Origin of the sequence: Fortiea contorta PCC 7126 (assembly GCF_000332295.1) — a bacterium.
GTDB lineage: Bacteria > Cyanobacteriota > Cyanobacteriia > Cyanobacteriales > Nostocaceae > Fortiea > Fortiea contorta.
In genome coordinates, this window is record NZ_KB235930.1 from 1,067,823 (window position 1) to 1,093,877 (window position 26,055).

Sequence of the window (26,055 nt, forward strand, 5' to 3'; positions counted from 1 at the left end):
CTTAGACTCCATGATGATTGCTGCTTATTAATACTTAACACCTGAGCAATAGGTTTAAGAATTATTGCAGATTAACTCATGGTGGCGCAACTGTGTTCATAAATCGTGCGAGTTGTCGGGTCAATCTTCCCTTGAATGGGGTTCCAGTAGTGGGATATTTCTTCGGGAAGACCGAGTTCTTGTGCCGCACGCATCAGCATTGATTGTTGGCGATTCTTCACTTGCTGATATTGGCGCACCATGATGGCACGAGATTTTTCTTGAATAGACATAACAGTATTTTTCCTATATATGGTTTTTTCCTGACAATTACTAATATAACAGAATTCTGTAACATAAGCTACCGATTAGAATATTTTAATAAAAATTTATATTTGCGACATTCAGACCTATCTTAGGGTTGATATTTTATTTGTGATATTTTTTTACATTAAAAAGCCAGAGTCACAAAACCCTGGTTAGTTCTACGATTTATGGGAAGCAGCAGCAATATCTCGCCGACTTATTAATTGAGAGAGCGTAAAGATAACACTAACAGTCAGTTACGTTAAAATCTAAGCATAAATTTTACAAAACTTAACAAACTATGTCGGTTACTTATCCCAGAAAGTTTCAGGATGCTTTGAGCGCAAGAGACATTCTCAAACAGGTAGTCCGCGATCGCGAAATTCATCTGATCACCCTAAACCGCTATCGTTATAGTGAGCAGCGTAGTTGCAAAGACCTCACCGACCTAATTGAACAATTAGATGGACAACCACCGCAACTAGTGCGAGAATTATCCCACCACATCTCGGATGAAGCACGTCATGCGATGTGGCTAACCGATTTGTTGGTAGAATTGGGCGCTGACGTCGGTAAGCCCCCCGGTTCATCATATATCGACGAATTTGAACGCCTACTTGATCATGAACACCAAGATCCGTCCACAAATCTTGATGACTTTGTGATTTCCGTTCTCGCTGCCATTAACATCACCGAAAAACGAGGCTGTGAGTATTTTTCAGCCCACATCCATGCACTTAAACAAGCACCACAAACAGAAGAAAATATTAAGATTCAAGAAACAATTGCGCGAATTTTACCAGAAGAAGCTGGACACGTACGCTGGGGAAACCGTTGGCTCGCACAGTTAGCCGCTAAAAGCCTAGAACACCAGCAAAAAGTAGCCCAAGCTAAAAGTAAGTACGCAGCCATTGAGCAAGCAGCCTTTGAAGCCGGGATGGATATCACCTTGGGAGCCGAATTACGCCGTGTTGCTAATTTGGTTGAAGTCACAAATAACATGCCTTTATGGCAGCGTCCCCAATATTTGATGGAACGTCTACCGCAAACTTTACTGGCACCTGATTTGCAGTTTACCAGAATTCAGGCTGCACAAAGAGCATGGCGGCGTGATCCACAATTATTTATGGAAAAGTTTGTACCGATGTTCCTGAACGGTGTTAAAGGTAAAGACAACACTCAAAAAACCACGGTGTCAAAAGATGAGAGATAGCCTGTTGTAGCTATCAAGTGATTGCTACTGGTCTATTATCAGTAGACAAGAGATGTTAAGTCTTGATTGTTTTGTAACCCCCCTGAAACAGGGGGTTTTTCATCGAGAATGACCATACTACTTCTGTTGAGATAGCCTTGATGGCAATAAATTTGAGTTACCTTCAGGCTGCTTACCCAGTCGGGAAAATATGCAAATTATCAGCAGATCCCCTGAAATTGATAGCTGTAATCACAATTTGAAATGTAGGCAGAACTAAAAGCAAGTGCAGTGATTACTTGAAACTTGGTGATGCAGTCCATACAGACAGTTCGTGGGCTGAAGATTTCCAACACAACAGTTGACGTGGACTATGTATACAGAGCTTACGGATAAAATACGGGGCAAATGCTGAGATAAGTTATGTGCCAACTGTTATATATCTACTAGATAATCTATGAAACAGATGTTAATTATAACACCTTTACTGACTGTACATTGATTTTCTTGTGACTAGGTAGTCTTGATCTCCCCAAGAGACTTGATCGTGGGGTTTTTAAACAGCAGGATGGATATTCCCGTAATATTCCATCAACTCCCGGCGTCCGCTTCCACGATGGGGTGCAGGCTTTTCAGGTTGATTGGGCTTGGGTTTAGGTCTAACTGAGAGTAATTGTTCTGACTCAACGGGAGTCAGGGCTTGATAGGACGAGTGATTCATCATGGCTTGGTGGTTAGAAGCTAGGGAACCGAACACCAGACTCGATACTAGAAGTGAAATGGCAGCACGCATAGCAAATGTCTATTTTGAAACTATCCATTTCACTACTACTGAGTTTTTATTAGTGCATCCGGATATTTTCTTAAAAAGTATTGTTTTTTACAAAATATCAAATACCTTAATTATTCGTCGAGATTTTCAACTAATAACCAGTTTCCAGAAGGATTCAAGCGTCCCCAAATTTTGAGCAATTGCTTGTGGGATAAAGCTTGTAGTTTTTCATCAATGTGCGATCGCAAAGTTACCAGTTGCCAAGTTTGATTTTGATGTATTTTTGGTGCAGTAATCGTCAAACTGTAATTCTGCTGATCCTGATGGTGAAAAATTCCTGTGAAGTAATTACTAGTCCGTATTAACACTTGATTTGCAGTTAAGTAATAGCACTGAGACTCTGATAAAGAGGGGCTATAGCCATTGATTGGATAAGCTTGTGGATGATGTAAATAATAGGTTTGTTGTTGCAGCCATTGGGGGTGGTCAGGTGATAAATTAAACAAGGGAATAATTGCAGTAGGCGATCGCTCATCTTCTAATAAAGCTGTTTGCAATTTCCTAATAGATAAATCCCTTGGTTGACAGTTAAACTCAACGCACATAGCTGCAGCCATTCCCGCCGCTTGACCAATACCCATAACCACAGGTTGTAATCTGGTTGCTCCATTGGCAATATGAGAAACAGAAATATTTTTTTCACAGACTAAAAAATTATCTATCAATTTTGGTACAAGGCAACTGTAGGGAATAGTAAAAGGAATACCAGTCCAACGCCCTCCCCAACGGATAGATTTAGGTTGTAAAGGGAAATCTTCACCAGGATAATGGTGGTCGTTGGCGTAATTACCAATAGCAATAGCGTCGAGATGTAAAGGTGCAACCTTACCCCCCATCACAGGCAAAATATCCTGCTCTCGGACAGTTGTTAACCCCACCAACCGACGACTTTCCCGATAATAAGGATGCAACCCGAACGCCGTAGGTTCACCAGGAAACACCCCAGCAGCCAAACCGTAGCGACGACCAAGCTGATTTTGGATAAAATAAGCAAAATTTTGACTGTGACAGCGGCATTCTTGAATAAACTCCCATCTGGAAGATTCTGACTCGATTAAGCGTCCTAATCCTTCACCGTAGTCATTACCACAGATAGGCCAATTAATCATCAATAAACCCCCAGGTAGGCGTCCATAATTCAAAAATGTCTCTCCCCCGTAGCCGTCCCAAGCCCCAGCAAACACAGAAGGATTGTAATTAGAAGCTGGCGGAATTTCTGGGGCGACATCTGCACCAAAATCTTGCATCATCACCACCGCAGTTGGTGCTTGTACAGGATATCTTTGAGTCAGCAAATTAAAATCTGCTGGGGCGCTGGGTTCTCCCCACTCAGACTGCAACTCCCAGCCCCAACGGTAAGGTATATCACCCAAAGCCAATAAATCGCCTAATTCCGTACCATCAAGAATGATCTTGGCATTAACAACGAAATCGGCAAATCGCACACCAGTCACAGAATTTCCTTGACGCCACACCTCCAAAGGTACTTGTCCCGAAATCCATTGCAGATTTGATAACTCTCCCACCCAATCTGCAAAAATTTGCGCCCCAATTCGCGGATCAAAACTAAAAAAGCTGACCCAACTGTGATCTAAACCTCCAGGCTGACGGTGCTGTAATTCTCGCAAAAACGCACCCCATAACCCAGTTTGCCAAGCTGCTAATTCATTACCATCGGGTACAGAAACGCCTGCAGAGGTCAGCATTCCTCCCAACCAAAGAAATTCACTGACCAAAATAGTTTTGACGCCCCGTCGCGCCGCTTGGATAGCTGCAGCCGTTCCGCCAACTCCACCACCAACAACTAACACATCGGTTGTATAAGTCTGATAAGCCATTCTTCACCTCATGGTTGTTCCGACATATTGTCGCCAGTGAAGTTGACATCAGACAAGAAAATTTATTTTATAAAGTCACGGTTGATTGAGAGAATTAACTTGTTTTGTTTATTGCACAGAATAAATCTCAGCAAAAGAATAGCTCAACCTTAACCAGTAAATGCTACATCTAATAACGTTGAGCGGTGAGAAACCAACGTGAAAGCACAGGTATTTAGAGGCGTCAATCAACTGTCATACGAAGAAATTCCAGTCCCAGCACTGGAAGCCGATGAAGTATTGGTACAAGTGCAGGTGGTAGGATTGTGTCAATCGGATATTAAAAAAATTCGTTATCCGCTGTATGAACCACCGCGCATTTTTGGTCATGAGACGGCGGGAATTATCGCCGCAGTGGGAAGTGAAGTCAGCGGTTGGGAGATAGGACAACGGGTAGCGGTAATGCACCACATCCCTTGTATGCGTTGTGCTTATTGCCTAAATGAAAATTATTCGATGTGTAATGTCTATAAAAATATTTCTACCACAGCCGGGTTTAACGCTAGCGGTGGCGGTTTTGCTGAGTATGTGAAAGTACCCGGTCATATTGTGCAAAATGGCGGGTTAATTCCCATTCCCGATGAGATCAGTTTTGAAGAAGCAAGTTTTGTGGAGCCGACTAACTGCTGTTTAAAAGCGGTGAAAAAAGCGCAAATTGCTCCTGGACAAACTGTTTTGGTGACTGGTGCGGGGCCGATTGGGTTAATGTTTGTGATGTTGGTGAAATATTTCGGGGCGACGGCGATCGCTACTGACCTTTTGCCTTCTAGAATTGAAAAAGCTTTAAATGTGGGCGCCCAAGCAGCTTTTGACGCCCGTGACCCCGATTTAGCCGCAAAAATTCACGCCCTCACAGGGGGAATGGGTGTTGATGTTACCCTGTTGGCTGTTCCCAGTGAGAAAGCTTTCTTCTCTGCGCTTGACTGTACTCGTAAAGGTGGAAAAATTTTGTTTTTTGCCGAATTTCCTGATGAGTTAGAAATTCCCATCAATCCTAATATTCTCTATCGTCGGGAAATTGACTTAATGGGCAGCTATAGCTCGTCCTATCGCCTGCAGAGTCTCTCGGCTGAGATTGTGTTTAATCGCCGGATTGATGTACAGGCATTAATTAGCGATCGCTATCCTCTACAAAATTTATCAGCAGCTGTGGATCAAGCGATCGCTCCTACTCCCGAAACTTACAAAATCTTAATTTATCCCTAACCAAAGGATGGGAAGGTGGGAAGAAGATTAAGTTTTATTTTTTGGAGTAGACTACTATCAAAAATTGTGTATCTTCGCCATAGACTGAAGTTTTGCAGCTCATCTGTCGATTTCCGAAGCTAAAATTTCCACATCCCCTTCAGAAAATGCTTTTAATTCTCGCCTTAGTCGCCCTCTTGGCTTTCTACGTCGCTTTCAACCTCGGTGCTAACGATGTTGCTAACGCGATGGGGACTTCTGTCGGTTCTCAGGCTGTCACCCTCAAACAAGCTTTAATTATTGCTGGTGTATTAGAGTTTGCAGGCGCTGTATTATTCGGTCATCAAGTAACGGAAACCCTGGCCACAAAAGTAGCTAATCCTGTCTTATTCGCGGCGACACCGCAACTGTTAGTCTTGGGAATGGTGACAGTTTTACTGGCGTCTGGAATTTGGCTACAGATTGCCACCTCACGGGGTTTGCCTGTATCCTCATCTCATGCCGTAGTAGGAGCGATCGCTGGTTTTAGTTGGGTAGCTTTAGGAGTGAATGCCATTGATTGGTCATCAATTGGTGCAATCACCATTGGCTGGGTTTTAACACCATTAATTAGTGGAGCGATCGCTGCTTTATTCTACAGTCAAATCAAACGCTGGATTTTAGAACAACCAAATCCAGTAGCGCAGTTACAAGAGTGGATTCCCTGGTTAAGTGTGCTGCTGTTGGGAGTATTTGGTGTGATTGTTCTCCCTTCCCTGACGCAACCGCTGACAACTTTTTTCATTCATCAAACTGGTTTAAACATCCCAGCCTACGACATTCCTCTATTTACAGGTGCAGTCGCAGCCATCGGACTAACGGTTTACAGTTGGCGACAATTAGCTCATCAAGGAAATGGGGGAGAAACAAAGAGCAAAACCGAACATGCGCCATCTTCTGTTACCATAGAACCTATATTCGCACGCTTCCAGCTATTGAGTGCTTGCTTTGTCGCCTTTGCTCATGGCTCTAATGATGTAGGAAATGCGATCGCACCTTTAGCAGCGATCATTTATATCAATCAAACTGGTAGCGTACCCACACAAGGTATTACCATCCCCATCTGGATTTTAATCTTAGGTGGCGTCGGTATAGTCAGTGGTTTAGCCATCTGGGGAAAAAAAGTCATCGCGACCATTGGCGAAAATATTATTTCCCTCCAACCGAGTAGTGGATTCTGCGCTGAACTCGCTACCGCCACCACTATTCTTTTAGCCTCCCGCCTAGGTTTACCAGTCTCCACCTCCCACGCCCTCGTCGGCGGTGTCGTCGGCATCGGACTAGTACAAAACATCAATTCGATTAAATTTTCAACTTTGCAGAACATCGCCGCCGCTTGGTTAATTACTGTTCCCCTCAGCGCCATCCTCAGCGCCACCATCTTTAGCGTCGCCCGATTATTTATAGTTAATTAAGACACAACAGAGGAATTATATATGTTGTTTGGATTAGGATGGCCGGAAGTTACGGTAATTGCTGTAGTAGCTATTTTAATTTTCGGCCCGAAAAAGATTCCTGAACTTGGTAATGCACTGGGCAAAACTCTCAAAAGTTTTCAACAAGGGCTAAAAAGTTCTAGTGATGATCACACTTCCGAATCAGAAAAATAGTGCTCCTAAAATTAATCATGTATTATATCCAACCTTTGTAGAGACGTTGCATTGCCGCGTCTCTAGATTCATATATTAGATAAGTCTCGTGACCAGCAAATTTTACTGAATCTGATAATTGACTACAGTAGCGTGTTAATTACCGAAGAAGGCGTCGCCCCATTTTGGGAATCGATAATTGCCGCCGGCCCATTTTGTTGATGTGATTCTTCTTTGACTACACCACGCCCCCTAATTAATTTAATGGCGCGGCTGACACTTTCTGGTAAAATCACCACCAAACCGTTATCAGGGGCCATATCCAAGCCTTTATTAATTGCTTGGGTTTCATCTAGAATTGACTCAAAACTAGCATTGGGTTTAATTTGGGTGATGCCTCTAGTAATTAAATCGGCGGCTGATCCCCTGGGACGCCCGCGAGTATCATCGTCTTCTTTAACAATAATGTAGTCAAATATTTCTGCAGCTAGTTTGCCCAAGGTGACAAAATCTTCGTCACGGCGATCGCCCGGCCCCCCAACTACACCAATCCGCTGTCCTGTGGTCCAGTTGCGAACAAAGGCGCCCAAGGCTTCGTAACTGGCTGGGTTATGAGCATAGTCAATTAAGGCATGGTATTTGCCTAAATTAAACAAATTCATCCTTCCCGGCGTTTGACTGACTGAAGCGCGGAATGTCTTCAAACCAGCCCGAATCTGCTCAATGGTGACGTTTTGCACGAAGGCGGCTAAACTTGCTGCCAAAGCGTTAGCAATCATGAATGGTGCTCGTCCACCCATTGTCAAAGGTATCTGTTCTGCTTTTTCAATGCGATGTGTCCAATCACCTTTGACAATTGACAGATAGCCGTTTTCATACACCGCTGCTACTCCCCCTTTTTGGATATGCTTTCGCACTAATTCTGAGTCTGGGTTCATGGTGAAGTAAGCAACGTTCGCTTTGGTTTTTTCGGCCATAGCGGCGACTCGGCGATCGTCGGCGTTCAGCACCGCATATCCATCAGGGAGTACGGCTTCTGCAACTACACTCTTGAGATTAGCTAACTGTTCTATGGTATCTATATCACCAATTCCTAAATGGTCGGCGGCAACATTTAATACTACGCCTACATTTGTAGCTTCAAAGCCTAAGCCAGAGCGCAGAATCCCACCACGAGCGGTTTCTAGTACTGCTACTTCCACTGTGGGGTCTTGCAAAATCAATTGGGCGCTTTGCGGCCCTGTGTTGTCTCCGGCTTCTACTAAGTATTCTCCGATATAAGTTCCGTCTGTTGTCGTATAACCTACTACTTTACCTGTTTCTTTATAAATGTGTGCCAGTAATCGAGTGGTGGTGGTTTTACCATTAGTACCCGTGACGCTCAAGATGGGAATAGTGCTAGCTTGCTCGCTAGGAAACAGCATATCCATGACTGCGCCAGCGACGTTGCGGGGAATACCTTGACTGGGGGCGACGTGCATTCTGAAGCCAGGGGCGGCGTTAACTTCCACAATCACGCCGTCTACATCTCTTAAGGGGCGGCTAATGTCGGTGGTAACAATATCTAATCCCGCAATATCTAAACCGATAATTTTGACTACTCTCTGTGCTAACCACAGGTTTTCTGGATGGATTTCGTCGGTGCGGTCTACGGCGATTCCGCCGGTACTGAGGTTAGCTGTGGCGCGCAGATAACAAATTGTTTCTTTGGGTAAGACACTGTTAAGCGTGTAGCCTTGCCTTTCTAGCAACTGATAGCTGGTGCGGTCTAGTTCTATTTTGGTGAGGATGTTATCGTGCCCATCACCACGATTTGGGTCAAGGTTGGTTTCCTCAATCAGTTCGGCAATGCTGGATCTACCATTACCGATCACGTGAGCTGGCACTCGTTCGGCTACTGCTACGACTTTACCATCTACCACTAATACCCTATGGTCGCGTCCGACGTAATAGCGCTCGACGATAATTGACCGCGAAACCTGTCTAGCGGCTTCGTAGCCTGCTTCTGCTTCTTCCCAGGTTCTAATATCGATGGTGATACCCCGTCCATGATTGCCATCTAATGGTTTGATGACGATGGGATAGCCGCCAACATATTCGATCGCTTCTTGCAAGTCGTCTAGGAAGTTAATTACTGTGCCTCTCGGCACTGGTACGCCAGCTGCTGCCAAGATACGTTTGGTGGCTTCTTTGTCGCAAGCTAACTCTACTCCCAGAATGCCCGTTTTATCGGTCATTGTGGCTTGCATCCGTTTTTGGTTGACGCCATAACCTAGCTGAATCAAAAAGCGCGCCCCTAGCTGCATCCAGGGAATACCTCTTTTTTCTGCTTCCTTGACAATTGCTTCGGTGGAAGGGCCTAGGGAAGAATCGCGCCAGAAGTCTTTCAGGTCTTGAATATCTTGCTCTAGTTCAGGTTTGGGATAACGACCTCGATCAACAATGCTTTGGCACAACCGCACTGCTGCTCGCCCGGCGTATCGTCCCGCTTCCTCATTTAAGTACTCAATTACTACCTGATACACTCCGGGTGTGGCGGTTTCACGGGTGCGACCGAAGCCTACATGCATTCCAGCTAGTTCCTGGAGTTCTAAAGCTACATGTTCCACGATATGGCCCATCATGGTGCCTTCTCGCACTCGCATTAAGAAACCGCCACGACAGCCTGGTGAGCAATAGTGGCTCTCCAGACTTGGCAAGGCCTCAACCAATCCTTCATATAAGCCAGGGATTTCATTCGAGGGCGTCTCGGCAAGGGTTTCTAAATCGAGGCGCATGACGATCAGCTTGTGGCGTCGAATGCTCCAGTAGTTTGGGCCGCGTAATGTCTGGATCTTGAGGATTCTCATGGGAATAGGTAGATGGAGATTCGGAACCAAAATTCTAGTTTCTTACTGTGATTGGCCGCTAAACTGTTTACTGCAAACAGTTTTTTCATTCTTTTTACATGGTATTTGTCGGATTTTTCTACAGCAAGAAATAAATAGACCATCAATGATCAGTGTAACCTCAGATACTTTATTCCGTCAGCTGGAAATGCGGTGTACAGCGGGTAGGACGGTACGCTGGTACAGGTGAAAGCGATCGCCATAGCTAAGGATATGTAAACGCAAATTATGCACTGTCAAAGGTTCATTAGCACCGACGTGGGGTTCATTGGTATGGGTTAATTCCGTGGGATCAACGATAGTGACACTACCTTTGCCCATGACTTGTAACCAACCATCCCGCTCAAACACAGCACAGGTGTCCTCGTCAATACCAATACCCAGACGATCGGGATGTGCAGCGATCGCACTTATTAATCTTCCCATGCGATTCCGATTGTGGAAATGTTGGTCTACAATCACTTCGGGAATAAATCCTAAACCTGTTGCCATATCTACTAAGGAGCGATTAGGGGTTTCGCCACTACCGCCACCAGCGATCATGTGGTGTCCCATTACTGCTGCACCCGCGCTGGTACCTGCTAATGTCAATTGCCCGGCTCTGACTCGGTGACGGATAATTTCCATCGCCGCCGTATCTGCCAAGACTCCACAGAGGCGCAATTGATCCCCTCCTGTCAAAAATACCCCAGTGCAAGCTTCTAAAGATGCTTTTACTTGCGAGGCTTCGCACTGTTCCCGTTCGCGGATGTCTAAGATTTCAACCTTGTTAGCACCCATTTCTTCAAAAATGCGAATGTACCGACCACCGATAATGGCAGGTTCGCGTGAGGCAGATGGAATAATTGTAATATAGGCCTTACTAGCACCAGCGCGACCAAAAAAAGTTCTGAGGATATCGCGTCCATGAACTTTGTCTTCTGCGCCTCCGATCACCAGAACGGCGGTTTTAGTTGCTTGGGGTGTCCTCATTTCCTGGGATTTAACTTCTAATTGCGGCATTGTGTTTCTCCTGTCAACAACTTCAGGTGAATTTAACAAGGTTCAGCAGCCTGAGTCTTTTCGTGCTTTGCATCTTTTGGAGGACACTTTTGTGAAGTTGGGATCGGTAGAAGTTTTCACCTGAGAGCGGGGAGAGGCTTTGGCACTCAAATGTGCCTGGGCGGGAATCTCTGGGTAATGCAGTCACCTCGGAAAAACGCTACTTAACATTGCCAACTCAAATTTAGCGTTGTCCAATTACTGTTTGGGCGTCTAGTGATTCTCCAATAACTGCCTCAAAATCAGGCAGTATCGCCTTTAATTCCTCAGCTACCCTCCTCCTGACCTGTCTCATCACCACTCCAACTTCTCCTTTGATCCACATGCAGCCTCAGTCATCATCTGTCCATTACGCTCAAAGGCAATACCTTGTTTTTCACCTGTCCACTTTATGCCAGACTGACAAAATAGTGCTTGGGGGGCTGGAATTGCCTGCTTGGTTGAGAAGGTAGGCTCTGCCCTGGAGGGGGGGCAGTAGTAGGTCTGGACTCGCTTGGTTCTGAGGCTGGCTCGATGCATCCTGGAAGTTGTTAACTCAATCAGATTATTAATTTAAATGTACTTGTGACAATATTTAAACATAAATTAAGTAATTAGAAAAACTTTTGATCCGATGGGAATCTCAGTTTTCTGGTACTTTTAGATACGACTGACCTAGTTTGACTGTAGTTTTACCTGACATTGGCTCATTGTCTTTGCTAGACATTCAATTTTAAGATTAGTGTTCCTGAATACGAATAACTGTGCGCTTTGATATAGTTACACTTTTTCCTGACTGTTTTACTTCTGTTTTGAGTTCCGGACTATTGGGCAAAGCCCTTGCAAAACAAATTGCCCAAGTCAATCTGGTTAATCCCCGGAACTTTACGACTGATAAGCACCGGAAAGTAGATGACGAACCTTATGGGGGCGGTGTGGGGATGCTGATGAAGCCAGACCCCATTTTCTCGGCTGTAGAGTCGCTGCCAACTTTACCTCGACGAGAGATTATTTTAATGAGTCCTCAAGGTCAAACCATAAATCAGCCTTTATTGCGGGAATTAGCCAGCAATTACGACCAATTGGTGGTGATTTGTGGGCATTACGAGGGGGTAGACGAGCGAGTGCTACATCTGGTGACTCGTGAGGTGTCCTTAGGAGATTTTATTCTGACTGGGGGAGAAATTCCAGCAATGGCGCTGATTAATGGCATAGTCAGACTGATCCCAGGAACTGTCAGCAAAAAGGAGTCGCTGACAGCGGAAAGTTTTGAAGAAGGGTTGTTGGACTATCCCCAATACACCCGTCCTGCGAATTTTCGGGGCTGGAAAGTCCCTGATGTTTTGCTTTCTGGGAATCACGCTGCTATTGCTCGTTGGCGTTATGAACAACAAATTCAAAAAACAAGCGATCGCCGTCCCGATCTCCTGGAAAAATGGAAGCAGGAACATGGAAAAGATGGGGAGATGGGGTGACAAGAATAATTCCCCCATACCCCTTCACAAATGACAAATGACAAATGATAAAAATTCGTATTGGTAACGGCTACGATATTCATCAACTGGTGAGCGATCGCCCTTTAATTTTAGGAGGAGTTAAAATTGCCCATGAACTAGGTTTATTGGGGCATAGTGACGCTGATGTGCTCACCCACGCGATTATGGATGCCATGTTAGGGGCATTATCCCTGGGCGATATTGGTCATTATTTTCCTCCTAGTGACCCCCAGTGGGCAGGGGCGGATAGTCTAGTGCTATTAAATCAAGTAAATGAGTTGATCTGCGATCGCGGGTGGCAAATAGGCAATATTGATTCTGTAGTGGTAGCAGAACGCCCAAAATTGAAACCCCACATTCAGAATATGCGCGATAAGCTAGCCGCTGTTTTGGCACTACAACCCGATCAAATCGGCATCAAAGCGACTACTAATGAAAAATTAGGCCCAGTCGGGCGAGAAGAAGGTATATGTGCTTACGCTGTTGTCTTATTGGTAGCTGCTGATTAACTTTTTTGGCTGCGTCCATCAAGATATTTTAGATTCTGGAAAATTGAGGACAATGACTGATAGCAATAAGTGGATTTTAGATGAAAAACCTCTAATACAAGACTGAATGAAATTTTACAGCACAACAAACTTTTGAATCAGGATTTTAATCTGATAAAACCACCAGCAAATTAGTCCGATTTTTGGTAAATTTCCAATATGAAAATTTCTAGTTTCTCTTCCATAATTAAGCGGTTTTGGTTACTAATAATTGTGAGTTTAATAACGGCAATAACAGTTGCAGCTTGCAATCCAGCTAACTATAAAAGTACAGCCGCGCAAGTACCACAATTAGTTACTAGTATTCTTAGCGATCCCAAAACCTTTAATTACCCTCTGAGTTCAGAATTTCCTAACATTTTTGGTCTGACTTATGAAGGATTAATCACTGAAAACTACGAAACTGGTAAAGTTGAACCTGCTTTAGCAGAATCGTGGCAAATTTCCGACGATAAATTAAAAATTGTTTTTACACTGCGAGAAAATTTGAAATGGTCTGATGGTCAACCATTAACAGTAGATGATGTGGTCTTTACTTACAATGATATCTACCTCAATGAAGCAATTCCTACAGATGTTAGAGATGTAATGAGGATTGGTGAAAGTAAAAAACTGCCTACTGTGAAAAAAGTCGATAATCGCCGGGTTGAATTTACTATTCCTGAACCATTTGCACCATTTTTGAGAACCACCACAGGTGCGCCAATTTTGCCAGCCCATGCACTGCGAGAATCAGTAACTACAAAAGATGGTGATGGGAAACCAAATTTCTTACAGAAATGGGGTGTCGATACACCACCAGATCAATTGATTGTGAATGGGCCTTATAAACTAGAGCGCTACGATACTAGCCAACGGATAATTTTCCGTCGTAATCCCCACTTTTGGCGTAAAGATGCTCAAGGAAATCCCCAACCTTATATTGAAAGAATAATTTGGCAAATTGTCGAATCAACAGATACAGCCTTGCTGCAATTTCGTTCTGGTGGATTAGATACTGTAGCGGTGTCACCAGACTATTTTTCTTTGTTAAAAGTGCAGGAAAAACAGGGTGGCTTTAAGATTTATAATGGTGGTCCCGGCTCCGGCACAACTTTTGTATTCTTCAATTTAAACAAAGGGAAAAGAGACGGTAAACCCTTAGTTGATCCCATTAAATCACGCTGGTTTAATACTGTAGAATTTCGGCAAGCAGTCGCTTATGCTATTGACCGAAAAACAATGATTAACAACACATTTCGCGGCTTAGGTCAACCGCAAAATTCACCAATATCTGTACAAAGTCCCTATTATCTTTCAGCAGAAGAAGGATTAAAAGTCTACGAATACAATCTAGAAAAAGCTAGGCAATTATTAATTAAAGCAGGCTTTAAATATAACCAAAGAAATCAGTTAAAAGATGCTTCAGGAAATCAAGTCAGGTTCACTTTGCTAACAAATGCTGGGAACAAAATTCGAGAAGCTCTAGGTTCACAAATTAAACAAGACTTGAGCAAAATCGGTATCCAAGTTGATTTTACTCCCCTGGCATGGAATACTTACACCGATAAGCTTTCTAACACCCTAGAATGGGAGGCTGGACTGATAGGATTTACAGGTGGTTTAGAACCAAATGATGGCGCTAATCTTTGGTCTCCTGAAGGTGGTTCGCACATGTTCAACCAGCAACCGCAAGCAGGACAAAAGCCAATTCAAGGTAGGGAAGTAGCTCCTTGGGAAGCGGAAATCGGTAAACTTTATATTCAAGCAGCCAGAGAGTTAGACGAAGCCAAACGCAAAGCAATTTATGCGAAAACTCAACAGATTACGCAAGAAAATTTGCCATTGATTTATTTGATAAACCCGTATTCAATGTCAGCAGTACGCGATCGCTTTGAAGGTATTAAATTCTCTGCCCTGGGTGGTGCATTCTGGAACCTTCATGAAATTAAAGTGACGAAGGATTAGGGGCTAGGGGCTAGGGGCTAGGGATTGGGGATGAGGGAGTGTGGGGAGGTGGGGAGGTGGGGGGATGGGGAGAAAAAGAATTTATGCTGACGCAACAATCTTCTCCTTCGTCCCACACCTCCCACACTTCCCACACCTCCCACACTTCCCACACCTCCCACACTTCCCACACTTCCCACACTTCCCACACCTCCCACACTTCCCACACTTCCCACACTTCCCACCCTTCCCACACCTCCCACCCTTCCCACCCCCTAAAATTGCCGTGACTCAAACCGAAGCTTTGCGATCGCTCTTAGAAGCGGTTGCCAGTGGTAAATTATCCCCAGATAATGCCTTCGACTCACTCAAAGACCTAGCTTATGAAAAAGTTGGTGAGTTTGCCAAAATCGACCACCACCGTCAGTTGAGGACTGGTTTCCCAGAGGTGATTTGGGGGCTTGGTAAAACTCCTGAGCAAATCGCTCAAATTATGCAGGTGATGCGCGATCGCCATTCAGTGGTAATGGCTACTAGAATTGAACCGGGCGTTTACAAAGCTTTGCAATCTCAGGTGAGAGGTTTGCGATATTACGATTTAGCGCGAATTTGTGCGATCGCTCCCCCTGATATCGAACCACAATTTTCGGGTGAAATCGCCATTCTTTCGGCTGGTACCGCTGATTTACCAGTTGCAGAAGAAGCTGCTGTCACCGCTGAACTTTCTGGGTTCCGTGTCCAGCGCCTCTGGGACGTCGGCGTCGCAGGGATTCACCGCCTGCTAAATAACCGCCACGTGATTGATTCCGCCTCGGTGTTGATTGTCGTAGCCGGGATGGAAGGTGCATTACCCAGCGTTGTCGCCGGTTTGGCAGATTGTCCGGTAATTGCAGTACCCACTAGCATCGGTTATGGCGCCAGTTTTGGTGGACTAGCTCCCCTATTGACAATGCTGAACTCATGTGCTCCAGGAGTGGGTGTGGTGAACATTGATAATGGCTTTGGGGCTGCAGTGTTGGCGGGGCAAATTTTGCGAACAGCCGAGAAATTGCGGTTGGCATCACCTACATCTTGAGGTTATGACATTAAGGTCAAAAAGGGGAACTGGGAACAGATTGAACACTGCTCCTTGACCCTTAATTCTTCACAAATAACTAAATATGCACTACCTCAGCGATTCCATATCTCAATTATTTTGGCATTTGCCCAACGCTTCTCTATTAGCCCAAAACGTCACTGACCCTAACGTTGTCGGTCAAATGCAGAAAGCCTGGAATCACTTTATCCAGACAGGCCAAGTCTGGGCACTGTTGATTGGTTTGATCATTGGTTATATGATTCGGAATCTAACTAGCTACGGTTGATACTTTTAGGGCATGGCGCATAGGGAGGGGAAGGTGTGGGAAGTGTGGGAGGTGTGGGAGGTGTGGGGGGTGTGGGAGGTGTGGGAAGTGTGGGAGGTGTGGGAGGAAGGAGAAGATAGCAAGCGTCAGCATAAATTCTTTTTTTCTCTCATACTTCGGCTTACTTCGACTTCGCTTAGTACAAGTCGCTCAGTACAAGTCTCCCCACACTCCCCACACTCCCCATCACCCCATCTCCCCACCACCCCATCACCCCATCTCCCACACCTCCCACACCTCCCACACCTCCCACACCTTCCCCTCTACACTTATGACTAAAGAACAAACTTGGAGTCAGCGATTTGAATCAGCATTGCATCCGGCGATCGCTCGTTTTAATGCCAGTATAAATTTTGATATAGAGTTAATTGAATATGACCTAACGGGTTCGCAAGCTCATGCGAAAATGTTGGCTCACACGGGTATTATTTCCCCGGAAGAGGGAGAGCAATTATTTACAGGTTTAGAACAAATTCGCCAAGAATATCGCCAAGGAAAATTTCTCCCTGGTGTGGATGCTGAAGATGTGCATTTTGCGGTAGAACGGCGACTGACAGAAATTGTCGGTGATGTAGGTAAGAAATTGCACACAGCGCGATCGCGCAATGACCAGGTAGGAACTGACACCAGACTCTACCTCCGCGACCAAATCCAACAAATCAAAGACAAAGTTAGGGAATTTCAAACTGTTTTATTAGACATAGCCGACAACAATGTTGAAACCCTCATTCCTGGCTACACTCACCTGCAACGTGCCCAACCCCTGAGTTTAGCTCATCACCTCTTAGCGTACTTTCACATGATGCAACGGGACTGGGAACGGCTGACAGATGTGGAAAAGCGGGTAAATATCTCACCTTTGGGATGCGGTGCTTTGGCTGGAACCACTTTTCCTATAGACCGCCATTATGCAGCCAAAGTATTGCAATTTGACAAAATTTATGCTAACAGCTTGGATGGAGTGAGCGATCGCGATTTTGCGATCGAATTTCTCTGTGCAGCTAGCTTGATTATGGTTCACCTCAGCCGCCTTTCGGAAGAAATTATTCTTTGGTCATCAGAAGAATTCCGTTTTGTCACCCTCAAAGATAGCTGTGCCACAGGTTCTAGCATCATGCCCCAAAAGAAAAACCCCGACGTGCCAGAATTGGTGAGGGGGAAAACGGGGCGTGTTTTTGGTCATCTCCAAGCAATGTTGGTGATCATGAAAGGATTACCCCTGGCATATAACAAAGATTTGCAAGAAGACAAAGAAGGTTTATTTGATAGCGTCAACACCGTTAAAGCTTGCTTAGAAGCGATCGCAATTTTGTTGCGAGAAGGTTTAAAATTTCGTCCAGAGCGGTTAGCGCAGGCTGTAGCCGAAGACTTTTCTAATGCTACCGATGTTGCCGATTATTTAGCAGCACGGGGTGTTCCTTTCCGAGAAGCCTACAACCTTGTAGGAAAAGTAGTCAAAACTAGCATTGCTGCAGGTAAACTCCTCAAAGATTTGAGCCTAGAAGAATGGCAACAACTACATCCAGCATTTGCTGCAGATATTTATGAGGCTATATCCCCGCGCCAAGTTGTAGCCGCACGTAACAGCTACGGTGGTACCGGTTTTGCACAAGTCAAAGAACAACTTCTCAGCGCTCGTCGAGTATTGAGGGATGGGGAGGTGGGGTGATGGGGAGGTGGGGAGGAAGGAGAAGGGTGGGAGGTGTGGGAGGTGTGGGAGGTGTGGGAAGCTTGGGAAGACGGAGAAGATTACAAGCGTAAGCATAAATTCTTCAATTCTTTTTCTCCCCACACTCCCCACACTCCCCACACTCCCCACCCTTCCCTATATCCCGCGTCACATACTCAAAACAAATAAGGGCGTACACATATCATGTACACCCTAAAAACTAGAAGACCGAAAAAGCCGGAATCTTAGATGCCTTATTCAGCATCCATTACTGCTGCTCCTTCATCTTCTTCACTCTTCGGTGGTCTTTGTTGGAACCTTCTTTGCATTCTTCCTGTAGTCGTCCGTTTACGAAACTTTCTGGCATATGCCTGGTTCCGTAGCGCCTTTTCTTTTTTCGGGTTGCGGCGCTTAGCCATGTTCACCTCATTAAATAAACAACAAAAAAAAACGGCAACTAGGCATTACATAGGCAATATCAGCTACCGATGCTATTGATATAGTTTTAGCCTAGTCAAGCATTCAAATGCTTTAGACAGCATATAATTCTACCGCATTAAATTGTGTTATGTCAATCCAAGTTAGACTTTTTATAGAAATTTGGTAATAAAAAATAGTTAAACTTTCAATCTCCAATCCTCAATTACCAATTACCCGCCACCAAAATGCAAAATACTGGCGGTAAAATTGGTTAAAGAAATTTGGCGTATAAAAATATACGAGCTTATTTTCTTGACAAATGGTAAGATGAAGGTATTCTACGGAAGCGCTAGAATAAAATTCCTCAACACAAGCATTTTTGTGGGAGACACAACTCAATGCTGTATTGAGGGAAACACTGCATACAACCCATAATTTTTAAAGATTGAACGTTTTTGCTTTTTTTGCGGCTGCTGTCCAGTCTACACGTAGTGTGTGGCGCATTGGACAAACAGTATTGGGTATAATCTTTCGCCATCCCATTACTGGTACTAGTGTTATCCCCATTTTGCCCGATGGTCGGATTGTGCTGATTCGACGGCGCGACGATGGTCAGTGGGCACTACCTGGAGGCATGGTAGACTGGGGGGAAGACATTCCTACCACGGTCAACCGAGAATTGCATGAAGAAACTGGGCTAGATTTGGTGAAAATCCGCCGCTTGGTTGGGGTTTATTCTTCACCAGATCGTGATCCGAGAATCCACTCCATTTGCGTTGTTGTAGAAGCAGATGTGGCGGGGACAATGGAAGTGCAAGATGCTTTAGAAGTTATGGAAATTCAGGCTTTTACTCCCAGTTCCCTACCGTTAGAGCCAATGTCTCATGACCATTATCGGCAATTGCAAGATTATTTAAATGGTTTGACAACCTTGGCATGATAGTATGTTGTTTGCGGATTGGAAACCGCAGATGGGATTATTAGTTGCTGTCTGTGCTCAAAATTTTTGAGTAGATGATCAATATTTATTGGCAGTAGAAATTAGTGAGATTTTTATCTAAAATCTAATATCTGCTAAAAATTAATTATAAAATTCAGATGGATACGGTATTTCATAACTCCCGGAGAAAACTATCTCAAGGGCTACTATTCTGGCGGGAAGCTGGTGCGGGAACTCCTGTGATTTTCCTACATGGTTCTTGGAACGACAGCAGTCAGTGGGTATCGGTAATAGAATGTCTATCTGCAACATTTCATTGTTTTGCACCAGATTTATTAGGATTTGGCGAATCGGAAAATCCTAATATCCACCATTCAATTGATTTGCAAGTGGAGTGTTTGGCTGAATTTTTGCAGGCTTTGAAGCTGGAAAAAGTATATTTTGTAGGACATTCTTTGGGTGGCTGGATTGCGGCTAGCTATGCTTTAAAGTATCCAGAGCAAGTTTTTGGTTTAGTGCTGTTGTCTCCAGAAGGTGTGGAGGTAGAAGGACAAGATAAGTATTCGCAGAAATTGCGGCGCTTATTTAATTTGTCACCGCTGGTTGTGAAGATATTCGAGTGGCTTCGTCCTGTGACTAAAATTTTTGGTTGGGACGAACAAATTACCCAAGATTTGCAGTTGCGTCAAGTTCTTTTAGAATATCCTATAGCTAGCCATTTGCTATTTCAAAGACAACAACCAGAAATTGCTGCTGAATTATTACAAAACAGATTGTATTTGATGGAAGTGGCAGTTTTAGTTTTGCAAGGTGGCAAAGATGCGCCAAATGCTTTAGCGAAGAGTCAGACTTACACTCAATTATGCAATAAAGCTAATTTTAAAATTATTGCTCATGGGGGAAATGATTTACCTGAGTCTGTGGCTGTGGTTGTGGCTGCAGATATTCAGGATTTTGTCATGGGGAATTGGTGAGTTGTGATTTGTCATCTATGGCGATTTTTTGCATTCCCCAAAAAATCAAGTTTGGTTCGATGATTAATTTTGTGGCGATCGCACTATCCCATTCTTGAAGATAATTAACTATTAAGTGGCGATCGCCCCCTGTTATGGCAATATTACTTTCAGGAAACAATTCCCACCACGCCGTCATAAAGTCTTTGATTCCCGCAACTAGCGTATAAATCACTCCGCTTTGGATTGCTTGTGATGTGTTGAGTGCAAAGCGTGGGGGTAGAGAAACGCTGTGTGTCTCAATCTGCGGTAGTTGTCCTGTTTTTTGTCCCAGAGTGGCGAACTGCAAACCTAATCCGGGTAGAATTGCACCACCAACTAAACATTGGTTAGCGTCTGCGCCGGTAAAAGTGAGCGCGGTTCCCGCATCAATTACTAGTATGGGAAAACCCCACTGTTTCCCCGCACCCCACAAGGCTAGGGCGCGGTCGATTCCTAATGTGGGATACAGTCTTTTGAGGGGTATTTGGTCTAAGGTAATCAGGCGAATATGAGGGTAAGTTTGCCACAGAGCGGTTTGTGTGGGAACTACTGAAGCGAGAAGCAGGGGGAGAGGGGAAGAGTTTTTTTTGATGATTTGTTGTTGTTTTTCTCGTTTGTGATGGGGTGGGAAAATTTCTGGCGGTAAATCGTCTACTGTGGAACTCTCGGCTATTCGTTGGATGACTGACTCTGGCTGATAATCGGTATCCCAGGTTGAGTCAAGGGTGTTGTTGATCAATAACGCCCAATGTAGCCGGGAATTTCCCACCATTAACGCTAGCTGAGTGGTCATGCTGACTATTTTAAATTTCTTAAGATATATATAGATTTTTTAATAAAACTTAACAAACAACCCGTGGCACAATAAAGTAAAAGGAAAAAATACTTAGTCGTCAAGGAGGGGAGTTATGGTATTGCTCACCGAAAGAATTGAAAAGAGGCTCACCATCCAGACTGGAGAAATTGCTGAAGGGACGACAGCAATTCGCTCTTTGGATTGGGAGCGCGATCGGTTTGATATTGAATTTGGTTTGCAGAATGGTACAACCTACAACTCATTTCTGATTCGCGGTGAGCAGACGGCTTTGGTTGATACTTCCCATGAAAAGTTTCGCCAGTTGTATTTTGACACCCTCACCGGATTAATTAATTTATCTGAGATTGATTATCTAATTATCAGCCACACCGAGCCAGACCACAGCGGTTTAGTGAAAGATTTATTACAACTGGCTCCACAAATTACAGTTGTTGGCTCGAAGGTAGCAATTCAGTTTCTAGAAAATTTGGTACACCAGCCATTCAAACGGCGAATTGTCAAAAATGGCGATCGCCTAGATTTAGGTAATGGTCATGAATTTGAATTTGTGATTGCACCAAATTTACACTGGCCGGATACTATCTTTAGCTTCGACCATCAAACTCAAGTTCTCTACACCTGCGATGCTTTTGGGTTGCACTATTGCTCAGATAGCACTTTCGACGCAGATTTAAAGACTATTGAACCGGATTTTAAATATTACTACGACTGCCTGATGGGGCCGAATGCGCGCTCAGTGTTGTCGGCTTTGAAGCGGATGGGGGAACTACCAGCTATTAAAATGATCGCTACTGGACACGGGCCGCTATTATACCATAATGTTGATGAATTAACAGGACGCTACCGCACTTGGAGCCAAAAACAAACCAAAGCAGAAACGACAGTGGGGGTATTTCACGTTTCTGGATATGGGTATAGCGATCGCCTAGCCCAAGCAGTCGTCAACGGTATCAGTAAAACTGGCGTGGCTGTGGAAATGGTAGACTTGGGGGCAGAAGTCGATTTACAAGAGTTGCGAGAACTAGTCAGCCGCTGTGTCGGTGTAGTCATCGGTCTACCACCAGCGAGTGGTAATGCTAGCATCCAAGCGGCTTTGAGTACAGTTTTAGGCTCGGCGAAGGAAAAGCAAGCCATAGGCGTATTTGAAACTGGCGGTGGTGACGACGAACCAGTAGATCCTTTACTCAGTAAATTCCGCAACTTGGGCTTGAGTGTTGTTTTCCCCGCCATCAAGATTCGAGAAATCCCCACAGAAAACACCTACAAACTGTGTGAAGAAGCAGGTACAGACTTAGGACAGTGGGTGACACGCGATCGCAGCATCAAAACCATGAAATCCCTGGGCGTAGACTTAGACAAAGCCTTGGGTAGACTCAGCGGCGGATTGTATATAATTACCGCAAAAAAAGGTGATGTTTCCAGCGCCATGCTAGCCTCATGGGTAAGCCAAGCTAGTTTTAAACCCCTAGGATTCTCGATTGCAGTAGCGAAAGACCGGGCGATTGAATCATTGATGCAAGTAGGCGATCGGTTTGTGCTCAATGTTTTAGAAGAAAGTAGTTACCAAACACTGATGAAGCACTTCTTAAAGCGGTTCGCTCCTGGTGCGGATCGTTTTCAAGGCGTCAGAACCCAACCAGCCGAAAATGGAGCCCCCATCTTGAATGACGCCCTGGCTTACATGGAATGCGAAGTCGCTAGCCGCATGGACTGTGGTGATCATTGGGCAGTATACAGCACCGTCTACGCCGGACGAGTCAGTAAGCCAGAAGCTCTGACAGCAGTCCATCACCGCAAGGTGGGAAATCATTACTAGGGGCTAGTACAACAAACTTCAGACTTCAGACTTCATCCTTTCACAGCTATGTCTACAAATAAACCCCGCGATGTTCAAGTTTACCCCATAGCCACGGATACAACAGTATTGCGATCGCGCAGTTGGTCAAGATTAAGATTTGAAATTGAATATGCTTTGGCGAAGGGAACCACTGCTAATTCTTATTTAATTCAAGGCGATAAACTAGCTCTCATTGATCCGCCAGGGGAAACTTTCACAGAAATTTATCTGCAAGCTTTACAGGCGCGATTTGATGTGAAAGCGATTGATTATGTAATTGTCGGTCATGTCAATCCTAACCGCGCCGCAACTTTAAAAGTTTTGCTAGAACTCGCACCGCAAATTACTTTTGTGGCTTCTAATCCTGGGGCGAAAAATTTGCGGGGAGTGCTGGAAAATCCTGATTTAAAAATTCTGGTGATGCGGGGGGAAGAAAGCTTAGATTTAGGCAAAGGCCATGTTTTGCAATTTATCCCCACGCCCAATCCCCGCTATGCTGATGAATTGTGTACCTACGATTCACAAACAGAAATTCTCTACACAGATAAGTTATTTGGGGCGCATATTTGCGGCGATCAGGTATTTGATGAAGGTTGGGAAGCGATTAACGAAGACCGTCGCTATTATTTTGACTGCTTGATGGCTCCCCATGCTCGACAAGTAGAAACAGCTTTAGACAAAATTGCTGATTTATCTGTGAGGCTTTACGCTACAGGTCATGGCCCTTTGGTGCGCTATGGCTTAATCGAACTAACCAAGGCTTATCGAGATTGGAGCCAACAGCAAACATCTGCTGACTTGACAGTGGCTTTGATTTATGCATCAGCTTATGGCAATACAGCGACTTTAGCGCAGGCGATCGCTCGTGGTATCACCAAAGCTGGTGTAGCTGTAGAATCAATTAACTGCGAGTTTACTGAGCCAGAAGAGATCCGTGCGGCTGTAGATCAAGCCTCTGGCTTCATTATCGGCTCTCCCACCCTCGGCGGTCACGCGCCCACCCCCGTGCAAACAGCTTTAGGAATTGTGCTGGCGACCGCTACTAATAATAAACTAGCGGGTGTATTTGGCTCCTTTGGCTGGAGTGGGGAAGCGGTTGATTTAATTGAGGGGAAACTGAAAGACGCTGGTTATCGGTTTGGTTTGGACACCATCCGGGTGAAATTTAAACCGAATGACGTCACTTTACAACTTTGCGAAGAAGCGGGAACTGATTTTGCTCAAGCACTGAAAAAAGCCAGAAAAGTGCGATCGCAAAGTGTACCCGCTACCAATGTTGAGCAAGCTGTGGGTAGGATTGTCGGTTCTTTGTGCGTACTCACAGCCAAACAAGACGATATATCCAGTGCCATGTTAGCTTCTTGGGTAGCCCAGGCTAGCTTTAATCCCCCTGGCTTGACGATCGCCGTTGCGAAGGAAAGGGCTGTAGAAGCTCTGACACACGTAGGAAATGAATTTGTCCTGAATATCCTTCAAGAAGGTAATCATTTAGGGTTGATGAAACATTTCCTCAAACCCTTCGGCCCCGGACAAGACCGATTCGCTGGTGTTGCTATTGCGGAAGAAACCGAAGCTGGCATTCCTGTTCTGAATGATGCTCTAGCATACTTAGAGTGTTCAGTACAAAATCGGCTAGAATCAGGCGACCACTGGTTAGTCTATGCAACTATTAAAAATGGTAAAGTATTAAATCAAGATGGTGTGACAGCAGTACATCATCGTAAATCTGGCAGCCATTACTAATTTCGTTGTTGTAGACTCATAGCAGCAATCATATGGGTGAGGACATAAACTAAATAGATTATGAACAGAGTTGTACTAAATCTAGAGCCAGTCTTTCACCTCACCGATGAACTATTTTATCAACTCTGCATGGCGAATCGGGAATTGAATTTAGAACAGAGTGCAGAGGGAGCACTGATAATTACGCCACCAGTGGGAGGAGAAAGCGGGAATCGGGAAGCAGGTTTAATAACAGATTTGGAAATTTGGAATCGCCAAACCAAATTAGGCAAAGTTTTTAGTTACTCGACGATTTTTAGATTACCAAATGGTGCAAAGCGATCGCCTGACGCTGCATGGGTAAAATTAGAACGATGGGAAGCGCTAACTACAGCTGAACGGGAAAAATTCCCGCCACTGACACCAGACTTTGTGATTGAACTCAGGTCTAAAAGCGACAGTCTCAAACCTTTGCAAGATAAAATGCAGGAGTATTTAGAGAATGGTTTACGCTTGGGTTGGCTGATTAATCCCCAGTCCCAGCAAGTGGAGATTTACCGTATCGGACAGTCTGTGGAGATAGTTAATCTTCCCGCACTACTTTCTCGAGAAGCAGTTTTACCAGGGTTTGAGTTACAAATGTAAATTTAGCTCAGACGATTCGCTAGATATATCCGAACCAGAAAATCAAAAAGGCTCAAGCATTTTTGCTTAAGCCTTGATTGGATGTGGTTAAATTACTGTTATTACAAAACTAACCGGGTAAAATTTTATTAGCTTAGTAACGGTTGCGATTGTAACCGCCGCCACCGCGATTACCACCAAAAGACCCACCTCTGTCTTCTTTGGGTTTGGCTTTGTTAACTTTGAGGTCGCGTCCCATCCACTCAGCGCCATCAAGTGCTTCGATTGCTGCAGCTTCTTCAGCTTCAGAACCCATTTCCACAAAACCAAAGCCGCGTAGGCGGCCTGTTTCGCGGTCAGTGGGCAGTTGAACGCGTTTCACAGTACCATATTCTGCGAAAACAGCGCTCAGTGCATCTTGCGTAACTTCGTAAGAAAGGTTGCCAACGTAAACTGACATGGAATGTCTCCAAAATCGTGAGAGTGTAGAGATTTAGATTCCGGAGAGAGTCTGTAAATACCAAAAGGAAAAGGCCTATCAATGCTAAAAACAAACGCTTTCGCCGAATTAATTCTCACTTACCATGATTACACATTTGTTGGGTTGTGGGGGGTATATCTTCACTAACTGTTATAAAAGTTCATTGACTTGATAGCTCCCTCCTAATCAGAACTAGTATACAAAGGCTAAAGTAGCAAGTATGAAATTAAGAGACTTGTATAGTCAGCCTTTGGGCTATTTGTCATGGGT

Annotated in this window: 26 protein-coding genes; 17 read left to right on the top strand and 9 right to left on the bottom strand. The window is 44.6% G+C overall.

All coding sequences use genetic code 11. The annotated features are described in order from the left end of the window. Window positions 1-71: 71 nt before the first annotated feature. Window positions 72-272: a glutamine synthetase inactivation factor IF7A gene (gene gifA / locus MIC7126_RS0105010; RefSeq protein WP_017652032.1), complete on the bottom strand. Its 201-nt coding sequence runs from the start codon at window positions 270-272 to the stop codon at window positions 72-74. Between the two features lie 314 nt (window positions 273-586). Between gifA and MIC7126_RS0105015 the strand changes: the two genes are divergently transcribed. Next, on the top strand, window positions 587-1,498 hold the full coding sequence (locus MIC7126_RS0105015) for a ferritin-like domain-containing protein (protein ID WP_017652033.1): 912 nt from the start codon (window positions 587-589) through the stop codon (window positions 1,496-1,498). Between the two features lie 535 nt (window positions 1,499-2,033). Here MIC7126_RS0105015 and patX read toward each other — a convergent pair. Together patX and MIC7126_RS0105025 are read right to left on the bottom strand one after the other, a co-directional pair. Next, complete coding sequence (gene patX, locus MIC7126_RS0105020; RefSeq protein ID WP_017652034.1) at window positions 2,034-2,270, bottom strand: heterocyst-inhibiting protein PatX; 237 nt, start codon at window positions 2,268-2,270, stop codon at window positions 2,034-2,036. 110 nt (window positions 2,271-2,380) lie between these two features. Then, window positions 2,381-4,147 (bottom strand): FAD-dependent oxidoreductase, encoded by a 1,767-nt coding sequence (locus tag MIC7126_RS0105025; RefSeq protein ID WP_017652035.1) that lies wholly within the window; start codon window positions 4,145-4,147, stop codon window positions 2,381-2,383. A gap of 198 nt (window positions 4,148-4,345) precedes the next feature. On the opposite strand from MIC7126_RS0105025, the gene MIC7126_RS0105030 reads away from it, so the two are divergent. The 3 genes from MIC7126_RS0105030 (at window position 4,346) to tatA (ending at window position 7,020) form a co-directional block, all read left to right on the top strand. Beyond that, on the top strand, window positions 4,346-5,392 hold the full coding sequence (locus MIC7126_RS0105030; RefSeq protein WP_017652036.1) for a zinc-dependent dehydrogenase: 1,047 nt from the start codon (window positions 4,346-4,348) through the stop codon (window positions 5,390-5,392). Between the two features lie 146 nt (window positions 5,393-5,538). Further along, a complete protein-coding gene (locus MIC7126_RS0105035; RefSeq protein ID WP_017652037.1) occupies window positions 5,539-6,825 on the top strand; it encodes an inorganic phosphate transporter in 1,287 nt (428 codons plus the stop codon). Window positions 6,826-6,846: 21 nt separating this feature from the next. Beyond that, complete coding sequence (tatA, locus tag MIC7126_RS0105040; RefSeq protein ID WP_017652038.1) at window positions 6,847-7,020, top strand: twin-arginine translocase TatA/TatE family subunit; 174 nt, start codon at window positions 6,847-6,849, stop codon at window positions 7,018-7,020. Window positions 7,021-7,142: 122 nt separating this feature from the next. On the opposite strand, the gene cphA is transcribed toward tatA, so the two are convergent. Beyond that, window positions 7,143-9,848, bottom strand: a complete 2,706-nt coding sequence (gene cphA / locus MIC7126_RS0105045) for a cyanophycin synthetase (RefSeq protein WP_026100046.1) — start codon at window positions 9,846-9,848, stop codon at window positions 7,143-7,145. A gap of 177 nt (window positions 9,849-10,025) precedes the next feature. Further along, window positions 10,026-10,889, bottom strand: coding sequence for a cyanophycinase (locus tag MIC7126_RS0105055; RefSeq protein WP_017652040.1), 864 nt, complete (start codon window positions 10,887-10,889; stop codon window positions 10,026-10,028). 782 nt (window positions 10,890-11,671) lie between these two features. Here MIC7126_RS0105055 and trmD point away from each other — a divergent pair. From trmD to MIC7126_RS0105080, 3 genes are all read left to right on the top strand, one after another. After that, window positions 11,672-12,382 carry a tRNA (guanosine(37)-N1)-methyltransferase TrmD gene (gene trmD / locus MIC7126_RS0105070; protein WP_017652043.1) on the top strand — a complete coding sequence of 237 codons (711 nt, stop codon included), beginning with the start codon at window positions 11,672-11,674 and terminating at the stop codon, window positions 12,380-12,382. A 44-nt stretch (window positions 12,383-12,426) separates the two neighbouring features. Further along, entirely contained in the window at window positions 12,427-12,912 is a 486-nt protein-coding gene (ispF, locus tag MIC7126_RS0105075; RefSeq protein ID WP_017652044.1) for a 2-C-methyl-D-erythritol 2,4-cyclodiphosphate synthase, read from the top strand. A gap of 198 nt (window positions 12,913-13,110) precedes the next feature. Continuing rightward, entirely contained in the window at window positions 13,111-14,898 is a 1,788-nt protein-coding gene (locus MIC7126_RS0105080) for an ABC transporter substrate-binding protein (protein WP_017652045.1), read from the top strand. Between the two features lie 17 nt (window positions 14,899-14,915). On the opposite strand, the gene MIC7126_RS27095 is transcribed toward MIC7126_RS0105080, so the two are convergent. Then, the gene (locus tag MIC7126_RS27095) at window positions 14,916-15,149 is read right to left on the bottom strand and encodes a hypothetical protein (protein WP_154655831.1); all 234 of its coding nucleotides are present in this window, start codon (window positions 15,147-15,149) and stop codon (window positions 14,916-14,918) included. A 14-nt stretch (window positions 15,150-15,163) separates the two neighbouring features. Here MIC7126_RS27095 and larB point away from each other — a divergent pair, with 14 nt between their 5' ends. From larB to MIC7126_RS29040, 5 genes are all read left to right on the top strand, one after another. Continuing rightward, entirely contained in the window at window positions 15,164-15,952 is a 789-nt protein-coding gene (larB, locus tag MIC7126_RS0105090) for a nickel pincer cofactor biosynthesis protein LarB (RefSeq protein ID WP_017652047.1), read from the top strand. 85 nt (window positions 15,953-16,037) lie between these two features. Beyond that, complete coding sequence (locus tag MIC7126_RS0105095; RefSeq protein WP_017652048.1) at window positions 16,038-16,241, top strand: hypothetical protein; 204 nt, start codon at window positions 16,038-16,040, stop codon at window positions 16,239-16,241. Between the two features lie 33 nt (window positions 16,242-16,274). Next, window positions 16,275-16,559, top strand: a complete 285-nt coding sequence (locus MIC7126_RS29035) for a hypothetical protein (protein WP_154655832.1) — start codon at window positions 16,275-16,277, stop codon at window positions 16,557-16,559. Continuing rightward, entirely contained in the window at window positions 16,552-17,949 is a 1,398-nt protein-coding gene (gene argH, locus MIC7126_RS0105100) for an argininosuccinate lyase (RefSeq protein WP_017652049.1), read from the top strand. Before MIC7126_RS29035 ends, argH begins: the two co-directional genes overlap by 8 nt. Window positions 17,950-17,991: 42 nt before the next feature. After that, entirely contained in the window at window positions 17,992-18,138 is a 147-nt protein-coding gene (locus tag MIC7126_RS29040; protein ID WP_238553606.1) for a hypothetical protein, read from the top strand. A 65-nt stretch (window positions 18,139-18,203) separates the two neighbouring features. On the opposite strand, the gene MIC7126_RS31170 is transcribed toward MIC7126_RS29040, so the two are convergent. Continuing rightward, window positions 18,204-18,368 (bottom strand): hypothetical protein, encoded by a 165-nt coding sequence (locus MIC7126_RS31170; RefSeq protein ID WP_017652050.1) that lies wholly within the window; start codon window positions 18,366-18,368, stop codon window positions 18,204-18,206. Between the two features lie 446 nt (window positions 18,369-18,814). Here MIC7126_RS31170 and MIC7126_RS0105110 point away from each other — a divergent pair, with 446 nt between their 5' ends. Both MIC7126_RS0105110 and MIC7126_RS0105115 read left to right on the top strand, forming a co-directional pair. Next, window positions 18,815-19,309, top strand: coding sequence for an NUDIX hydrolase (locus tag MIC7126_RS0105110; protein ID WP_017652051.1), 495 nt, complete (start codon window positions 18,815-18,817; stop codon window positions 19,307-19,309). Between the two features lie 158 nt (window positions 19,310-19,467). Further along, a complete protein-coding gene (locus tag MIC7126_RS0105115) occupies window positions 19,468-20,283 on the top strand; it encodes an alpha/beta fold hydrolase (protein WP_017652052.1) in 816 nt (271 codons plus the stop codon). Here the strand turns inward: MIC7126_RS0105115 and MIC7126_RS0105120 are convergent. Next, a complete protein-coding gene (locus MIC7126_RS0105120) occupies window positions 20,267-21,097 on the bottom strand; it encodes a pantothenate kinase (protein WP_017652053.1) in 831 nt (276 codons plus the stop codon). The two genes, MIC7126_RS0105115 and MIC7126_RS0105120, sit on opposite strands and share 17 nt — an antisense overlap. A gap of 115 nt (window positions 21,098-21,212) precedes the next feature. On the opposite strand from MIC7126_RS0105120, the gene MIC7126_RS0105125 reads away from it, so the two are divergent. The 3 genes from MIC7126_RS0105125 to MIC7126_RS0105135 are packed head-to-tail and all read left to right on the top strand — an operon-like array spanning window position 21,213 to window position 25,325. Next, window positions 21,213-22,937, top strand: coding sequence for a diflavin flavoprotein (locus MIC7126_RS0105125; protein ID WP_017652054.1), 1,725 nt, complete (start codon window positions 21,213-21,215; stop codon window positions 22,935-22,937). 48 nt (window positions 22,938-22,985) lie between these two features. After that, window positions 22,986-24,701 carry a diflavin flavoprotein gene (locus tag MIC7126_RS0105130; protein WP_017652055.1) on the top strand — a complete coding sequence of 572 codons (1,716 nt, stop codon included), beginning with the start codon at window positions 22,986-22,988 and terminating at the stop codon, window positions 24,699-24,701. 60 nt (window positions 24,702-24,761) lie between these two features. Next, window positions 24,762-25,325 (top strand): Uma2 family endonuclease, encoded by a 564-nt coding sequence (locus MIC7126_RS0105135; protein WP_017652056.1) that lies wholly within the window; start codon window positions 24,762-24,764, stop codon window positions 25,323-25,325. A 133-nt stretch (window positions 25,326-25,458) separates the two neighbouring features. Here the strand turns inward: MIC7126_RS0105135 and MIC7126_RS0105140 are convergent, their stop codons facing one another. After that, complete coding sequence (locus MIC7126_RS0105140; protein WP_017652057.1) at window positions 25,459-25,764, bottom strand: RNA recognition motif domain-containing protein; 306 nt, start codon at window positions 25,762-25,764, stop codon at window positions 25,459-25,461. Window positions 25,765-26,055 lie beyond the last annotated feature (291 nt).

Excerpts from the sequence above, each read along its gene's own strand:
- gifA (WP_017652032.1), bottom strand. The coding sequence starts at position 272 with ATGTCTATTCAAGAAAAATCTCGTGCCATCATGGTGCGCCAATATCAG.
- MIC7126_RS0105015 (WP_017652033.1), top strand. The coding sequence starts at position 587 with ATGTCGGTTACTTATCCCAGAAAGTTTCAGGATGCTTTGAGCGCAAGA.
- patX (WP_017652034.1), bottom strand. The coding sequence starts at position 2,270 with ATGCGTGCTGCCATTTCACTTCTAGTATCGAGTCTGGTGTTCGGTTCC.
- MIC7126_RS0105025 (WP_017652035.1), bottom strand. The coding sequence starts at position 4,147 with ATGGCTTATCAGACTTATACAACCGATGTGTTAGTTGTTGGTGGTGGA.
- MIC7126_RS0105035 (WP_017652037.1), top strand. The coding sequence starts at position 5,539 with ATGCTTTTAATTCTCGCCTTAGTCGCCCTCTTGGCTTTCTACGTCGCT.
- tatA (WP_017652038.1), top strand. The coding sequence starts at position 6,847 with ATGTTGTTTGGATTAGGATGGCCGGAAGTTACGGTAATTGCTGTAGTA.
- cphA (WP_026100046.1), bottom strand. The coding sequence starts at position 9,848 with ATGAGAATCCTCAAGATCCAGACATTACGCGGCCCAAACTACTGGAGC.
- MIC7126_RS0105055 (WP_017652040.1), bottom strand. The coding sequence starts at position 10,889 with ATGCCGCAATTAGAAGTTAAATCCCAGGAAATGAGGACACCCCAAGCA.
- ispF (WP_017652044.1), top strand. The coding sequence starts at position 12,427 with ATGATAAAAATTCGTATTGGTAACGGCTACGATATTCATCAACTGGTG.
- MIC7126_RS0105080 (WP_017652045.1), top strand. The coding sequence starts at position 13,111 with ATGAAAATTTCTAGTTTCTCTTCCATAATTAAGCGGTTTTGGTTACTA.
- MIC7126_RS0105095 (WP_017652048.1), top strand. The coding sequence starts at position 16,038 with ATGCACTACCTCAGCGATTCCATATCTCAATTATTTTGGCATTTGCCC.
- argH (WP_017652049.1), top strand. The coding sequence starts at position 16,552 with ATGACTAAAGAACAAACTTGGAGTCAGCGATTTGAATCAGCATTGCAT.
- MIC7126_RS31170 (WP_017652050.1), bottom strand. The coding sequence starts at position 18,368 with ATGGCTAAGCGCCGCAACCCGAAAAAAGAAAAGGCGCTACGGAACCAG.
- MIC7126_RS0105115 (WP_017652052.1), top strand. The coding sequence starts at position 19,468 with ATGGATACGGTATTTCATAACTCCCGGAGAAAACTATCTCAAGGGCTA.
- MIC7126_RS0105120 (WP_017652053.1), bottom strand. The coding sequence starts at position 21,097 with ATGACCACTCAGCTAGCGTTAATGGTGGGAAATTCCCGGCTACATTGG.
- MIC7126_RS0105125 (WP_017652054.1), top strand. The coding sequence starts at position 21,213 with ATGGTATTGCTCACCGAAAGAATTGAAAAGAGGCTCACCATCCAGACT.
- MIC7126_RS0105130 (WP_017652055.1), top strand. The coding sequence starts at position 22,986 with ATGTCTACAAATAAACCCCGCGATGTTCAAGTTTACCCCATAGCCACG.
- MIC7126_RS0105135 (WP_017652056.1), top strand. The coding sequence starts at position 24,762 with ATGAACAGAGTTGTACTAAATCTAGAGCCAGTCTTTCACCTCACCGAT.
- MIC7126_RS0105140 (WP_017652057.1), bottom strand. The coding sequence starts at position 25,764 with ATGTCAGTTTACGTTGGCAACCTTTCTTACGAAGTTACGCAAGATGCA.